Genomic DNA, 16,536 nt, shown 5'->3' with positions numbered 1-16,536 from the left:
TCTAACGTTATTTGAATTTTTATAATTCGAACAAACCATTCCTGCCACAAATTTCTAATATCTAACAACCCTACAATTCGCTTTGACATTCCCACCTGAATTAGATTATCATTTCATTCTCCAATAGACCTAAGGAAACAAAAGCAAATAAATAATTAATTGCTTTATCTCATAACACTTTCCGTTGGCTACTCGGATTCATCATCTAGAAAATCCACCTTATCAAACCTCTCCATCGAAAGTACAGTATTTAACTACTCTCACATGACTACAAGCACCAAATACAAGCAAGTTATTGTTCATCTTATTACATTCCCAAATTTCATTTCATACCTATTAATCAAGAACCTAGAATCGTCTTTTTTAAAAATCGTGTACTACCTTATTCTGATCTGATTTGAACTCCTATCATAAATGTGTAACAATATTTCTACTTCTAAAACAACACCACTCGCCCGTACAATAAATATGCCTAAACGGAAGCTAACTAATCATTCCTCTATCTAATCACTCTCTTCTCCAAAATCCCCTCAAGAAACTTAACCAACTCATCTCTCAATTCCTCATCCTGCAAAGCAAACTCAACAGTAGTCTTAACAAACCCAATCTTATCCCCAACATCATGTCTCTTACCTTCAAAATCATAAGCAAACACCCGCTGAACCTGATTCAACTGTTGAATACCATCCGTCAACTGAATCTCTCCACCAGCCCCAGCTCCCTGTTTCTCAAGAAAACTAAAAATCTCAGGCGTCAAAACATACCGTCCCATAATCGCAAGATTAGAAGGTGCAGTTCCCAAAGCTGGTTTCTCGACAAAACTATCTACCTTGTACAATCTTCCATCTCTCTCAAGTGGTGCGATAATCCCATAGCGATTCGTTTCATTATCAGGCACTTGTTGTACACCAATAACAGAAGCCCCAGTTTCATCATATTGATTAATTAATTGCTTTAAGCAAGGTGTTTCAGCTTGAACAATGTCATCACCGAGAAGAACTGCAAAAGGTTCATTGCCAATAAATTTCTTCGCACATAGTACAGCATGTCCTAATCCAAGAGGTTCCTTTTGTCGTATGTAATGAATCTCTACGTTTGAGCTTGCTCTAACTTTATCTAGTAAATCAAATTTTTCTTTTTGGATTAAGTTTTCTTCCAACTCATAAGCATGATCAAAATGATCTTCTATCGCACGTTTCCCTTTACCCGTTACAATAATAATATCTTCAATACCTGAAGCAATAGCTTCCTCTACAATATATTGAATAGTAGGCTTATCCACGATCGGCAACATTTCCTTAGGCATCGCTTTAGTCGCAGGCAAGAAGCGTGTACCAAGTCCTGCAGCAGGAATAATGGCTTTTCTTACTTTTTTCATAGTAATACCTCACTTTTCCCGTTCACTACCAACTCAACATTCTTACGATTAGCAGTACTTACCAAAATCTCTTTCAATTCAAGTCCCGAAAGGGACGTCATCTTCTCAAGCAAAAACATCAACTCATGCTTAGATATCGGCGTAGCCTTCCCAACATAAATCTTCGGAAACACAACTTCACTCTGTCTCTCACTATCATTCATCAACTCTTCAAACAACTTCTCACCAGGACGAATCCCCGTCTCACGAATCTCAATCTCACCATCCGAATAACCCGACAAACGAATCAAATTCTTCGCAAGATCAACTATCTTAACAGGTTCCCCCATATCAAGCACAAAAACTTCTCCACCGTTAGCCAAAGTTCCAGCTTGTATAACTAATCTCGAAGCTTCGGGTATCGTCATAAAATAACGAGTCATACGTGCGTCGGTTATCGTCACAGGTCCACCCTTAGCGATCTGTCGCTTAAACAACGGCACAACACTCCCGCGAGAACCTAGTACATTCCCAAAACGCACAGCTGCGAAATTCGTCTTGCTATCTTTCGCTAAATTCTGCACAATCATCTCTGCAAAACGCTTCGTTGCACCCATCACATTCGGTGGGTTGACCGCTTTATCCGTAGAAACCATAACAAAATTTCCTACAGCGAATGTGTCCGCTGCTTCAGCTACATTCTTCGTTCCAAAGATATTGTTCTTCACAGCTTCCATCGGATTCACTTCCATTAACGGCACATGCTTATGTGCTGCCGCATGGTAAATCACATCTGGTCTAAACTCATCCACAATGTCGAAAATCCTCGCTCGATCTTGCACATCCGCAATTAAGGGAATCAAGTCCGCATCAGTTCCAAACACATTGCGCAGCTCTTGCTCTATTAAATAGATCGAGTTCTCACCATGACCTAGTAATAACAACTGCTTTGGATTAAACCGCATCACTTGTCGGCAAATCTCAGAACCAATTGAACCACCTGCACCCGTAACTAAGATCGTTTTACCCGTGATGTTAGCTGATATAACTTTCATATCGAGTTGTACTTCTTCACGACCTAGTAAATCCTCAATTTTCACATCGCGGATATCATTAACGGATACTTTACCCGTCATTAAATCCTCCATACGTGGGATCATTTGAGTCCTCACACCAGTATCAACGGATATTTTAGCTAGTTTAGTAGATTCTTGTCTTGATAAGGACGGTATCGCTAAAACAATATGGTCAATATTGAACTTTTTCACTAGTTCTGGAATGTTTTTAACTTTCCCTCTTACACGTAGCCCATAGATCTCCAACCCTTGCATTTGTGGATTGTCATCTACAAACAAAATGGGATCAAGTTCTGCCATCTCTTGGTTATTAACTAGCTGCCTTGCTACCATACTACCCGCTGCACCTGCACCAACTATTAGCGTCTTTTTCTTTTTACTCGTATTGGTCTTCATAAAGGAATCTCGTAACAAACGCCAAGATAATCTCGAGCCACCAATCAGTAAGATATGAAGCATCCAGGTAATCATTAGCGCTCGTATAAATACATCACCGCCGCGAAACGTATATTGAATAAATGCGACAAATAGAATTGAAAACGTCACGGCTTTAAAAATACCCGATAATTCATTAATCGATGCATATTCCCACACTTTACGATACAACCCATAATAACTAGCTAACACATGGTGTGCGACAAAGAGAGCAATTGAACTTACAATCAAAGTTCCACTAGACAGCGGATTATCAAGTGGATTCAGTAAGAATTGTCCCAGAAAAATCGAAAATAGGACGATACACGAGTCTATGAATACTAACATCGACACTCTTTTCCTTATGGTCATTCCATCATTCCCTTACATGATTACTAAATTTAATTTATATACTGTTTATAGTGGTAATTATACCCGACTAGTCAACAGGAAATTTGTCGAATCATGTCGAATGCTCAAGTTTTACAAAGAATTAACAGTACAAATTAAAATACTTTCCACCATTTCTCTTTCCCAATCTCTTCAGGCTCTAATAAAATCATTTCTGCATTTGTTAAAATACGTGCATTATTTTCTAGTAAAATATCAACATATTCGTGTTTCTTCATTTTATCCAAGTAATCTAAGCCTTTATTAAACAACGACGGTCGAGTCGACATATTATGCACGTCTGACCCATACACATGGACCAAATGCGCATCGACTAATTGCACAGCTGTGCGTTGAATGGTTTTGCCAAAATGGCCAGATAAACTTCCTGCTGTTACTTGAGCTAATGCCCCGTGCTGCACTAACTTCGCTAAGCGACTCGGCTTTTCGACAATGGCGCGATTGCGTTCAGGATGAGCAATGATTGGAATTTTATTTTGATTTAATAGTTGCTGAATAATATGTGTCGTAAACGACGGAATCCCCTGTGACGGTAATTCAATTAACACATACTTCGAGTTTGCAAGACCGAGCGCCTCTCCACTCAATAGATTAGCTGGCGTTTGATCACTGACGCGTATCTCTTGCCCCGTAAAAATGGTAATCGGAAGACCGCGTTTCTTGCATTCAGCATTTAATTCGTTAACTTGTTTATTGATTTCTTCAAAAGATGTATGAAATTGCGGATGATAGGCATGTGAAGTTGCAATGATGTTTGTGATTCCTTCTTCGACTGATTGTTCCAAAAGACCTATTGATTCCAACTTCGTTTTAGGACCATCGTCCACCCCGGCTAATATATGACTGTGCATATCAATAATCATGTAGTCCCTCTGTCCTATGTGTATTTAAAATGACAAAAGAGCAAAGGATTTCCCTCTACTCTTGAGTACCATAATATTGGTAGTAATTATGTTCTTTGCTTAATTCAAAGTTATTAATAACGACGCCTAAAATATGTGCTTTTGCACTGATCAGCAATTCTTTTGCTTTTAACGCATTATCTTTATTGGTCTCTTTTGAACTGACTACGAAAATGGTACCATCGCATTTATTGCTCAGTACTTGTGCGTCCGTCACCGATAGCGTAGGCGGAGCATCAAAAACAATCATGTCATAGTCTTTTTTGAGTTCTTGAATCAGTACATCCATTTGAATGGATGTTAATAATTCAGCTGGATTTGGTGGAATTGGACCAGACGTAATAATTTGAAGTCCTTCAATGCCCGTTTCTTTCACCGTTTCATCTAATGTACTTTGCCTCGTTAATAAATTCGATAAGCCTAATGTGTTGGTTACATGAAATGTATAATGTGATGTTGGTTTTCTCATATCAGCATCTACTAATACGACACTTTTGCCTTCTTGTGCATAGGCAACGGCCAAATTTGAAGCAGTTGTCGATTTACCTTCTCCTGGTGAGGCTGATGTCACTAATACGGTTTGCAACTCACCTTTAGGCATGGAGAAATTGATATTAGTACGTAATGTTCGGTATTGTTCAGAAACAAAAGATTTAGGATTTGAGCGTATGATGAGTTTACGTGCAACTTGTTGTAATATTTTTTTCTTCGCCATGCTTTAACCCCTCTTCCGTCTTTGAACCATTGTTTGTTCGTTCGTAATCATTTCACTATCTGGAATAGGACTGACTAAACCGAGTATCGGTAGTCCTAATGAATCTTCTACATCTTGTTCGGTTTTAATCGATGTGTCTAAGTATTCTAATAAGAACGCAATTCCTACACCTAGCATTAAACCGACTACTGCTGCGATCGCCATATTTAATGGTGGATTCGGATTAACTGGTGATGGATTGTCCGGTAATTGAGCAGCCGCTAATATGTTGACATTGTCGACATTCATTAAAGGCTTTATATCCTCTTGGAAAACAGAAGCTACTGTGTTGGCAATATCTACTGCTAATGTTGGACTTTGATCTTGTACCGTAATATTGACAACTTGAGAGTTTTGTTCACTATTTACTGTAATTTGTCCATTAAGTGCACCAGCTGATGGTAAATCTAATTCTTCAGCCACTTTATCTAAAATGGCAGAACTTTTAATAATGACATTGTATGTATTGATTAATTGAAGATCAGTTTGGATAGCTTGAGGATTTAAAACAGTTGAATCCACTTTTTCTTGGCTGATTAATATTTGAGTAGAAGCTTGGTAGATGGGTGTTATAAACACATAACTGATGACTCCACTTACCGTAATTGCGAGTACTGTTAAAATCGTAATTAATGCCATTCTTTTACGCAAGGTTTTAAATAAATCTTGTAAACTAATTGTTTCTTCCATTCGATGATTAACTCCCTTTTATACACAGTTATCGACAATATTTTTATAGTATATCATAATATTTTTCCAATTGAAGTCTATTTTACAAATATAAGTGCTAATTTTATGTGAATTATGCTATTGTAAAGAAATCAATGAGTAGTTAAATAGAAGGAGATGCATATGAATAAAACGACAATCTTAACAGGTTTCGTCATCGCTGGTTGTATTGCGACACTAATCGTCAGTTATTTGGTTTATGATTCACGAATTGAAGCTGTCTCAAGTGAAACGACGAATGCACCTGAAAAAGCAACTAAACAGCAAGGAACTTCGTCTAGTGACAAAGAAAAACCCACAAAAGAAGATAGCGAAGAAGAAAAAGAAGTAGAATCACTTTCTGAACAACAAATTGCTTCATTAACAGCGAATATGGATGATGTTTCTAGCGAAGTGGTCACATCCCGCTTACAAGATGGCGAAAAAATTCAATTATTAGTGATTGGTTCTTCTTCTATTGAACAAGGATCTCCAGGTTACGGTGAACTTCTTACTACTAACTTAACAGAAGCTTATGGGGATTGGGTTGAAACAACCACACTCTCTTATAATAAAACAACCGCTAGCTTAGTAGATGATCTCGATGGGGTTTTGATTGACTGGTCTCAAGACTATGATGTTGTTTTGTTAGAAGGAATGAACTTATCTAATAATGGTGAAGTTGTCGTAGAAGACGCAATCGGACATATTGAGACGATTAACAAAAAGATGAAACAATCTATCAAAGATGCCGTCTTAGTCGTGCACCCTTCTCAACCGTTAGCAAGTGCCATCCATTACCCAACAGAAGTAGATTCATTTAAATCGTATTTAACGAGTCGTGGATTTACGTACATCGATCACTGGTCGGAGTGGCCAGTTGGAAACAAAGATGACATGAATACATATTTAACTGAAGATAGCACACCGAATGATAAGGGTGCAGCACTATGGGCATCTGCCCTATCTACATTCTTCACAGGAAAATAATGGAGGAACGAAAATGAAACGATCTGATGTACGAAAGAAAAAGAAAAAATGGCCTTGGGTAGTAGGGATCTTAGCAGTCCTTCTGTTAATAGGCGGTGCTTATTTATTAAGTGTCTACATGAGCTTCACCTCTACATTAAAAGAAATTAATAGTCCTATTGAACGCGAAGTTTCTGATATGCGTGTGGACGAAGTTAATTTAGATAAAAAACAACCATTCTCAGTGTTGATGCTTGGTGTTGATAAACGCGAAGGTGATGCAGGACGTTCTGATACGATTATCGTCATGACGGTAAACCCAACGGACAAATCTACCAAGATGGTCAGCATCCCACGTGATACGTATACAGAAATAGTCGGCAAAGGTACGAAAGATAAAATTAATCATGCATACGCATTTGGTGGCATCGAAATGTCGATGGCCACTGTCGAGAACTTGCTCGATATCCCAATTGATTATGTCACACAAGTGAATATGGAAGGTTTTGAAGACCTTGTCGATGCGGTTGGTGGAGTTAATGTAAATAACACACTTGATTTCTCTGTCGATAAGCACCAATATCCGGTCGGAAATCTTACTTTAGATGGCGAAGAAGCTTTATCGTATGTTCGTATGCGTTATGATGATCCAGGTGGTGACTTCGGTCGTCAAGATCGCCAAAAACAAGTCATCCAAGGCATCATGAAAGAAGGCGCGTCGGTTAAGAGTTTGTTGAACTATCGCAGCATTTTCAATGCGTTAGGGGCTAATGTACAAACGAATATGACGTTTGATGAAATGGTCGATGTTCAAAAGAATTACCGCGATGCTGTAGGTAAAGTCGATCAACTGTACTTTGAAAAAGGCACAGGCGGTAAACTAAGCGACGGCGTGTGGTATTACAACATGAACGAAGCAGAGCTTGCTGAAGTTCAAGGCTTGTTGAAAGAGCATTTGGAGATGAACTAGATTAGGTTGAGACCCCCATTCCGCTGAGTTGTGGATGGGGGTTTTCATTGGTACATTTTTATAAAGATAGTAAAGACTAAACCAACCATACTGTATCGAACTGGGTTTCCGGCTCGTAAGGGACGGCACATCCACTGCGGGATAACCTAGTGAGTAAAAAGAATGGTGATGTGACGTTGTCACATCACCATTCTTCTTTTTTAGAGGCAATCTTGCGGCGGGGGTGCGTCCTTCACTCGCCTCCAACCTAGACGTGCAGTGTGTTTTGGGTTTGGTTTATGAGTGAATAGACACTTACTGCCTAGAAAATAATGTGCCGAAGATACAATTTCGGCACATTTCTGATAAATTTATAGTATCTCCAATTCCACAAACCAGAAAAAAGGATTTCGTACACTGCATAGTTTACGCGGAACAACAGAAATGCATCTAGCTTTGAAAGGAGACACCCAAATGAAAGATATCTTCAGAAAAACATCCGCAGAAGTTTTAACGGCTTTGGATGTGACAGAAACAGGCTTGACGACAGATGATGTTCAAAAAAGACGTGAAAAATACGGCTATAACGAGTTAGATGAAATTAAGCGAAAGACTGCTGTACAAGTGTTTTTTGAGCAACTTAAAGATTTTCTGGTCATCATTTTACTTGCTGCGGCACTTATTTCTGCCTTTTTAGGTGAAATTGAAAATACCATTGTCATCATGATCGTCGTGATCCTGAATGCCATTCTAGGAACAGTTCAGCATGTAAAGGCAGAGCAAAGTTTAAACAGCTTGAAAGCTCTATCCTCCCCGTCCGCTAAAGTATTGCGCAATGGCACAAAAGAGGAAGTCCCTTCAAGGGAAATCGTTGTTGGGGACATTCTCTATCTTGACCCAGGTGATTTGGTCAGTGCCGATGGAAGAATGCTTGAAAATTATAGCCTGCAAATCAATGAAAGCTCATTAACAGGTGAATCACTTAGTTCCTTAAAAGACATCGAGCCAATCATTGAAGATGACGTGTCGATTGGCGATAAAAAGAATATGGTCTTCTCGGGAAGCTTCGTTACATATGGCAGAGGCGTCATCGTCGTAACCAACACAGGCATGAAAACCGAGATTGGTAAGATAGCTAACTTACTGGAATCGGCTATAGAGAAAAAGACACCTCTTCAAGCTAGCCTTGATAAATTCGGCAAATATTTAGCGCTCATCATTATTGTCATTGCCGTTTTAATATTTACAGTCGATTTAGTCAGAGGAAACGATGTCGTTGATTCGTTTATGTTTGCAGTAGCACTTGCAGTCGCAGCCATACCAGAAGCCTTAAGCTCCATTGTGACAATTGTGTTGGCTTTTGGTACTCAAAAGATGGCCAAGGAAAATGCCATCGTACGAAAACTTCATGCGGTCGAAAGTCTGGGTGGCATTTCGGTCATTTGTTCAGATAAGACCGGAACTCTTACCCAAAATAAGATGACCGTCCAACATGTTTATGTGGATCATAAGGTCGTTGAGCATGACAAACTAGACCTTGATAATGACCTTGAGAATCGAATCCTATTCATGTCGCTTTTATGTAATGATTCGGAAACAGTCGATAACAAGGCGATAGGCGATCCGACTGAACTAGCCCTTGTTAACTTCGCTGAAGCTTATGACATTGATGAACTGGTTATTCGAGAAAAGTATCCCCGAGTTGAGGAGCTGCCATTTAGTTCTGACCGGAAACTGATGACTACCGTCAATAACTATGAGGGCAAATTTTATATGGTCACGAAAGGCGCACTCGACGTCTTACTTGATAGATTAGCTAAGATTGAAACGTCTGAAGGAGTATTGGACTTTACCGACACTACGAAACAACAAATAGAACAGGTCAATAAAGACTTCTCCATGAATGGTCTCAGAGTACTTGGCTTTGCCTATAAGGAAATTGCTGAAGGCCAAGCGATTGATTTTGAAGATGAAAACGACTTAACCTTTATCGGTTTGATTTCAATGATGGATCCGCCACGAGATGAATCTGCTGATGCAGTTGCAGCATGTATAGACGCAGGCATCAAACCGGTCATGATTACTGGAGATCATAAAATTACCGCTTCTGCCATTGCCAAAAAGATTGGCATACTCAAGCATGAATCAGAAGCAGTAGAAGGCTTTGACATCGAAAAGTGGAGTGATGAAGAACTCCAGGAAAAAGTGGCCGATATTTCCGTCTACGCCCGAGTATCTCCTGAGCATAAGATACGAATTGTCAGAGCCTGGCAGGAAAAAGGAAATGTGGTGGCGATGACTGGGGATGGTGTCAATGATGGTCCAGCTTTGAAACAAGCTGATATCGGGGTTGCCATGGGCATTACCGGCACAGAAGTAGCCAAAGAAGCATCTGCCATCGTGTTGACAGATGATAACTTCTCGACCATTGTCAAAGCCATATCAAACGGCCGTAGCATCTACGCCAATATCCAAAATTCGATCAAGTTTTTATTAGCCGGAAATACAGGTGGCGTTGTCGCCGTCCTTTATGCGTCCATATTAGCTTTACCGGTACCATTTGCAGCTGTCCATCTGTTATTCATTAACTTGTTAACCGATAGTCTGCCAGCTATTGCCGTTGGACTTGAGCCACATAATAAAGACATCATGAAGGAAAAACCAAGAGATAACGACACGCCATTATTGAATAAAAGCTTTGCTGTGCAAGTCTTGTCAGAAGGGCTGATCATCGCAATCGCCACCTTGATTTCCTACCATATTGGCTTATCAACAGGCGACCACATGATAGCCGCCACTATGGCCTTCTCGACCTTATGTTTAGCGAGACTGTTCCATGGATTTAACGCTAGAAGTAGTCAGTCGTTATTTAGAATCGGGCTATTCACAAATAAATATCTATGGTTTGCTGTTATTCTCGGTGTAGCTTTATTGCACATTGTACTCCTGACACCAGCACTTCAAGGAATTTTTAAAGTTGCCCCACTTAACGCAACACAATTCGGCACCATCTACATGATGGCATTGATGCCACTTGTAGTGATTCAGCTTTATAAAGTGCTGTTTGTTAAAAAAGTATAGTGAGTTAATGAGTACGACTACACAGTTACAACAAGACCAGGGACATGAAGACTATTTATACTGTGACGACCAGGTTTCCGGCTCGCTTGGGACGGCACATCTGCTGCATCATAACCTAGAGAACAAAAAGCATGTTTATGTGACGTCGTCACATAAACATGCTTCTTTTTTTGAGGCAATCTTGCGGCAGATGTACGTCCGGCGCTCACCTACAACCTAAACGTGCAGAGTGTTTTGGATTTGGTTTACTAGAGAATAGATACTTATTGTCTAGAAAGGAATCGGCCGAAGATGCAATTTCGGCCGCTCGTGACTACCTATAAAGGATCATCCTTCGTTCTTTGAAAGAAGTGTTTTGCACACTCTACCGTACCTGTTAGATGGATTTTTTATTAAAACAGTCTTCACAAATGAATTTACCTTCGTTTCTTAAATATGCTTTTATTTCAGTAAATCCACTTCGCTTAGGGTAACGCATTTTTACAAAAACCACGTCATCGCCCTTAATCTCTTTATCACATACAATACATTTAGGTTTATCCAACATATGCTAACCCCCTCATACTTTTAATAATTCCCTTCGTATCTATACGAATAACTTTTATAAAAGTTTCTTCAACATACCTTCCGTGATTGTTCAATAAAAAATAACTAGAGTGTCATCCAATGTATTTCGAGTGTTCCGCTAGAGTATGGACATCCCTGTTTATCTTTTCTTTAAAGCTTCAGAATAGGATTTTATAACCTCTATAGTATGCCGAACCCAACTTTCAAGTAACGCAGACAGATCTTTATAGTTAGCAACAAACCGCCGAAATTGCATCTTCGGCGGTCTTCCTTTCTAAGAAGTAAGTGTCTATTCCCTAGTAACCCAAAATCAAAGACCTGTGCACTTAATGGTTTAGGCGAGCGACGGACGTACAAACGCCGCAAGATTGCCTCTAAAAAAGAAGCATTTTGATGTGACAACGTCACATCAAAATGCTTTTTATTCCTTAGGTTATGATGCAGCAAGTTTGCCATCCATAGCGAGCCGGAAACCTAGTAGATACATTGTCCTTGTTTACTCTCTATATGCGAAATAAAATCAAAATATTCTATAAATCTAGTAAATATTCTAAAATTATATTGTCAAATGGTGGCATAACCGATACTATAAGGAACTAATAGGTGAAAAAATTTGATACATAGGGAGATAATGCATGAAAAAAATTGCCTTTTCAGCACTAGCAACGACAGCATTAGCAACAATGATTTCAGTAGGAGATACTGAAGCAAGTTCATATACCGTCAAATCTGGTGATTCATTATGGAAAATCGCAGCAGCCAATGGGACTACAATATCTCAAATTAAAGAATTGAATAACCTAAAAACAGACACCATTTTCCCGAGACAATCTTTACTTTTAACATCAACAGGGACGACTGAAACAGCATCTGCTGCACCAAGTCAAACCACAACATCATCAAATACAACTACATATACCGTTAAAAGTGGAGATACTTTAGGCCGTATTGCGTTGGATCATAAAACGACTGTAACTAACATTCAAAAATTAAATAACATATCATCACATATTATTCATCCTGGACAAGTTATTACTGTAGCCGGAACAGCACCTGCCGCTACAAAAGCTCCAAGTGCACCTGCACCAACTGTTACACCAGTAGCTACGTCTACCTCTACATATAAAGTGAAGAGTGGTGACACATTAGGTCGAATCGCAATTCTTCACAGTACAAGCGTTACGAATATTCAAAAACTAAACAATATTTCATCACATATCATCTATGCTGGACAAGTGTTAAAAGTGGCTGGTAAAGCAACTGTAGCTCCGGCTCCAAAAGCACCAACACCTGCACCTGTTGCACCTTCAGGAAAAATTGTCTATAAAATTGTTGGTGGGGATACGTTATCAGGAATTGCCTATCGTCACCGTGTAAGTGTAGACCAAATTATGAGTTGGAATAACCTAACTTCAACGGGACTTCGTATTGGTCAAAAACTATCAATCGGTGGATCTGGTGAGGTTTCTCCTGTAGCAGCACCTTCTCCAGTGCCAGCACCTGCTAAACCAGTAGCTGGCTCAAGCTTTTATCAAAAATTGCTTAATGTAGCGAAACCATTACAAGGAATTCCCTATGTATGGGGTGGCTCAACAACATCTGGATTTGATTGCTCAGGTTATATTTACTATGTACTCAAACAAGCAGGTTTAGATGTTCCTCGTACGAATACAACTGGCTATGATGCTCGTTCTTATGATATATCAAACCCAGTACCCGGGGATTTAGTATTCTTCTCTAATACGTACCGTCCTGGTATTTCTCATATGGGTATTTACATCGGAAACAACCAGTTCATTCATGCTGGTGGCGACCGCGTGCAAATCACAAGTTTAAGCAATTCTTATTGGGGCGCTAAATTTACAGGCTTCAAGCGTTTATACGCAGCTGATTGATGGTATGTATGAAAGAGCTATTCCGAAATTCGGAATGGCTTTTTTCTTTGGATTATTAGTTGTAGAAAGACAAAATTAACGACAAGACAGCAAAGAAAAGTGATTTCAACTGCATCTACATAGTTTCCGGTTCGCTATTGACGGCACAGCTGGCTGCATCATAACCTATAGAGTAAAAAGAATGGTGATGTGACGTTGTCACATCACCATTCTTTTTTCGTAAAGGCAATCTTGCGGCGGGTGTGCCTCCGTCGCTCACCTACAACCTTGTCATGCATAGGTCTTTGAGTTTGGGTTACTAGGGAATAGACACTTACTGCTCAGAAAGGAAGCGTCCGAAGATACAATTTCGGCCGCTCGTTACTAACTTTAAATAATCTGCCTGCGTTATTTGAAAGAAGTGTTACGCACTCTATACAGTTTGGAAAATCCTATATCAAAGCTTTAACGAAAGAACAGATAAACGGCGGCAGACGCAGACACAAATGTTCGTTATTTGTTGCTCAGCCTCAACCCGAGAGGGTAGTTTCGTTAAAGAGTGAAGACAGCCAATCGCTAGCAGAACACTTCACTCCGATGCAGAGACACAATTACCACTCAAATTGTGGCTCGCATCTGGGAAGGAATTCTCGCGGAACACCTGAAAATATTCTTAGATTTGGACCACAAAAACGACAACGAACTAAATTATTTTGTTTTCGCTACGCTCTTGTTTGAATTCTCGTGCCGAGGTGTCTTACCTAAGCACGTTGAAACGGAAACCTTACTACTTTCCAGGTCTGTGGAAAATGGGATTGTAGACAATTTAAAACTAGCAGAAATGGGACGAATTTGTATCTTCGGCCAATTCCTTTCTAGGTAGGCGAGCAAAGGACGCACATCTGCCGCAAGATTGCCTCAAAAAAAGAAGCATCTTTATGTGACAGCGTCACATAAAGATGCTTCTTACTCAAAAGGTTATGATGCAGCAGATGTGCCGTCAATAGCGAGCCAGAAACCTAGCTCGATGCAAATGGTCATAATCCTTTAAAATTACCATCAATTATTCTTCACTTACTGGTTCTTCTTCGGTAGTAGTCGTCTCTTCAGGAGTAGTTTCTTCAGGTGCTTTTTCTTCATCTTCTTTTGGTGGATCTTCAGGTTTTACTTCTTCTTCTTTTGGTGGATCCTCAGGTTTAACTTCTTCTTCATCTTTTGGATCTACTTTGACCTCTTCAGGATAGCTAAGATAAACCCTTGTCATATTTTTAATCATATAATCCCCATACTCATCGATGACAACATCATATACAACTTGCTCTTTAACTATAGTAGACTTCTTCCCTTTTTGTTCAACTAGCGTTTCAATCGTAGTTGTTACAATGGCTAAGTTGTCATGAATTTTAATATCACCCATAGTGAATTTATTAACAGTAAATGATTTTTGTTGATCCTTAAGCTTATTTATTATCTCCTTCTCTGAATTATATATAGGAGAATTCGGTAATAAGTACCCTTCCAAATAACTGAAATTCACTTCATTTTGTGCATATGTGTATAACGTCATATATCCCTCTATAAACACGGACAAATAATCTTCATCAAAATAGGCATCTTCCGGCTTTTGAATAACTGGATCTTTTGCCTCTAGTGGATTTGTTGCCCACGATTTTAGTAACTGATAAACGGAATAGACCGGTATGCTGTAGCCGATAGATGGATTGTCCGTTAAAATAATCGAGTTTACGCCGATGACTTTCTCGCTCTTGGCGTCTAGTAGTGGTCCACCGCTACTACCTGGTGCAATAGGTGCGTCAATTTCATACAAATCCGTATACGTAAAGCTCTCATAAAAATCTTTTCCTGTAGCCGTAACTTTACCCATTGTCGCTGTATTGGATTTATTATTAGGGCTACCAATCGCAATCACGCTCGTGCCTTCGGTTGATTTATTTAGATCCATAATCATCGGCTCTTTGCCGACGATTGCTTCAACTCGAATAAGGGCAATGTCAATGGATTCTGAAATACCAATTACTTGACCAACAAATTTCACCCCTGCATTGTTCATAACAGTCACTGTACTGTAACCATCCACAACATGTGCATTTGTGACAATGTCGCCATTCGCGTTATAAAGGAAGCCAGAACCTTGTTGTGAGTCTGTGTAGACTGTATAGACCTTTGGCAATGCGGACGCTAGAATGGCCTCTTGATCGCGTTCTTCAACACGTTCCTCTTCAGGTTCTGCTTCGACTATAACCGGATCTGTTGATTCAAATTCTGTTTCATCTGATTCTGTGTCTGATTTTGAGGGTTCTTTTGGTTCTTCTTCATCGCGTGTTACAACGCCCTCTGGATTTTTGGTTTCTTCGGTTTCAGTGACTATTTCTGTAGTCGGTTTGATTTCTTTAGTCGTGTCTTCTACTTTAGGTTCTTTTTCAATCGCTTCTTCTACTGGTTTGGGGTAAAATTGCAACCAGATAAATAGACCTGCAATAAGCGAAATTGCAAGTAATAGAATTAGAGTTTTAATGGTTGATGCTTTTTTGGAGCTAGGTTTTTTGGGAACTGGTTCTTTGTATCGTTTAGGCTGGTTCACTCTGCATCACACTCTCTTTAGTATTTCATGTTAACTATAGCCTATACCCATTTGACGATTGTGCAAACAAAAAGTTACATTCACCTTTAAATAAATTTATCAATTTACTAGCTTGATTGAAGGAATTCTTTGCTACGCTTATGTTAGTAGAACAATTTTCCGGTTGGAAAAATTAGACACAATTACAGCGCAAGGTTGGGACTCTGCATCTGCTTAAGTTTCCGGCTCGCTATGGACGGCACAGCTGCTGCATCATAACCTAGAGAGTAAGAAAAATGGCATAGTTCTCTAACTACTGCATTGGCTATGGTTTCCGGCTCACTATGGTCGGCACATTTGCTGCATCATAACCTAGAGAACAAAAAGAATGTTGCGGCGGGTGTGCGTCCGTCGCTCGCCTTCAACCTCAACGTGCATAGGTCTTTTATTTTGGTTTAACTAGGGAATGATCACTCACTGCTCAGAAAGGAATTGGCCGAAGATACAATTTCGGCCCATTTCTGCTTGTTTTAAAGTGGGTGCAATACCATTTTCTATAGACCTAGATAGTAACAAGCTTTTCACATGCTCTAACGTACTGGTGTAAGTCACATCGGCACGTGAATTAAAACAGGAACGTTGTATTTTACTTTCATTCGTTGTCATTCTAGCGAGTTCGATTAAAGAATGTCGATAGATAAACTTGAGCCACAATTGTCTTAAGTCTTTTTTCTGGATTTACATTGAACATTATAAACAGTTATAGTTGTCTGTTTTGCATATGATAAACTTAAGGATGATTGGAGTGGAAGACGGCGACTCCAGCGGGAATAGCATGAGCTGAAGACCCCGGAGGCGAGCTTGCTCGTCGAGGAGGCTGAGGCCCAATGTCA

General features: G+C 39.6%; 12 protein-coding genes. 4 read left to right on the top strand and 8 right to left on the bottom strand.

All coding sequences use genetic code 11. The features are described from left to right. Nucleotides 1-499: 499 nt before the first annotated feature. The 5 genes from galU to C406_RS0103915 form a co-directional block, all read right to left on the bottom strand. Entirely contained in the window at nucleotides 500-1,378 is an 879-nt protein-coding gene (gene galU / locus C406_RS0103935) for a UTP--glucose-1-phosphate uridylyltransferase GalU (protein WP_017379291.1), read from the bottom strand. Further along, complete coding sequence (locus tag C406_RS0103930; protein ID WP_026045598.1) at nucleotides 1,375-3,219, bottom strand: polysaccharide biosynthesis protein; 1,845 nt, start codon at nucleotides 3,217-3,219, stop codon at nucleotides 1,375-1,377. The genes galU and C406_RS0103930 overlap by 4 nt, the downstream gene beginning before the upstream one ends. A gap of 134 nt (nucleotides 3,220-3,353) precedes the next feature. Further along, nucleotides 3,354-4,121, bottom strand: a complete 768-nt coding sequence (locus tag C406_RS0103925) for a tyrosine-protein phosphatase (protein ID WP_017379289.1) — start codon at nucleotides 4,119-4,121, stop codon at nucleotides 3,354-3,356. 55 nt (nucleotides 4,122-4,176) lie between these two features. Continuing rightward, nucleotides 4,177-4,875, bottom strand: a complete 699-nt coding sequence (locus C406_RS0103920; protein WP_017379288.1) for a CpsD/CapB family tyrosine-protein kinase — start codon at nucleotides 4,873-4,875, stop codon at nucleotides 4,177-4,179. Nucleotides 4,876-4,878: 3 nt separating this feature from the next. Then, a complete protein-coding gene (locus tag C406_RS0103915) occupies nucleotides 4,879-5,604 on the bottom strand; it encodes a YveK family protein (protein WP_017379287.1) in 726 nt (241 codons plus the stop codon). 162 nt (nucleotides 5,605-5,766) lie between these two features. On the opposite strand from C406_RS0103915, the gene C406_RS0103910 reads away from it, so the two are divergent. The 3 genes from C406_RS0103910 (at nucleotide 5,767) to C406_RS0103900 (ending at nucleotide 10,621) form a co-directional block, all read left to right on the top strand. After that, entirely contained in the window at nucleotides 5,767-6,612 is an 846-nt protein-coding gene (locus tag C406_RS0103910) for an SGNH/GDSL hydrolase family protein (protein ID WP_017379286.1), read from the top strand. Between the two features lie 13 nt (nucleotides 6,613-6,625). Continuing rightward, complete coding sequence (locus C406_RS0103905; protein WP_017379285.1) at nucleotides 6,626-7,561, top strand: LCP family glycopolymer transferase; 936 nt, start codon at nucleotides 6,626-6,628, stop codon at nucleotides 7,559-7,561. A gap of 453 nt (nucleotides 7,562-8,014) precedes the next feature. Further along, on the top strand, nucleotides 8,015-10,621 hold the full coding sequence (locus C406_RS0103900) for a calcium-translocating P-type ATPase, PMCA-type (protein WP_017379284.1): 2,607 nt from the start codon (nucleotides 8,015-8,017) through the stop codon (nucleotides 10,619-10,621). A 17-nt stretch (nucleotides 10,622-10,638) separates the two neighbouring features. Here the strand turns inward: C406_RS0103900 and C406_RS20950 are convergent, their stop codons facing one another. Both C406_RS20950 and C406_RS0103895 read right to left on the bottom strand, forming a co-directional pair. Beyond that, on the bottom strand, nucleotides 10,639-10,830 hold the full coding sequence (locus tag C406_RS20950) for a hypothetical protein (protein ID WP_237740504.1): 192 nt from the start codon (nucleotides 10,828-10,830) through the stop codon (nucleotides 10,639-10,641). A gap of 167 nt (nucleotides 10,831-10,997) precedes the next feature. Next, entirely contained in the window at nucleotides 10,998-11,168 is a 171-nt protein-coding gene (locus tag C406_RS0103895) for a hypothetical protein (RefSeq protein ID WP_017379283.1), read from the bottom strand. Nucleotides 11,169-11,823: 655 nt separating this feature from the next. On the opposite strand from C406_RS0103895, the gene C406_RS0103890 reads away from it, so the two are divergent. Then, nucleotides 11,824-13,083, top strand: coding sequence for a C40 family peptidase (locus tag C406_RS0103890; RefSeq protein ID WP_017379282.1), 1,260 nt, complete (start codon nucleotides 11,824-11,826; stop codon nucleotides 13,081-13,083). Nucleotides 13,084-14,125: 1,042 nt separating this feature from the next. Here C406_RS0103890 and C406_RS0103885 read toward each other — a convergent pair. Next, entirely contained in the window at nucleotides 14,126-15,664 is a 1,539-nt protein-coding gene (locus C406_RS0103885) for a S1C family serine protease (protein ID WP_017379281.1), read from the bottom strand. Nucleotides 15,665-16,536 lie beyond the last annotated feature (872 nt).

Source organism: Paenisporosarcina sp. TG-14, from assembly GCF_000297555.1.
Taxonomy (GTDB): domain Bacteria; phylum Bacillota; class Bacilli; order Bacillales_A; family Planococcaceae; genus Paenisporosarcina; species Paenisporosarcina antarctica.
The sequence above is the reverse complement of the archived record's forward strand: the minus strand, read 5'-3'. Positions and strand labels throughout refer to the sequence as shown.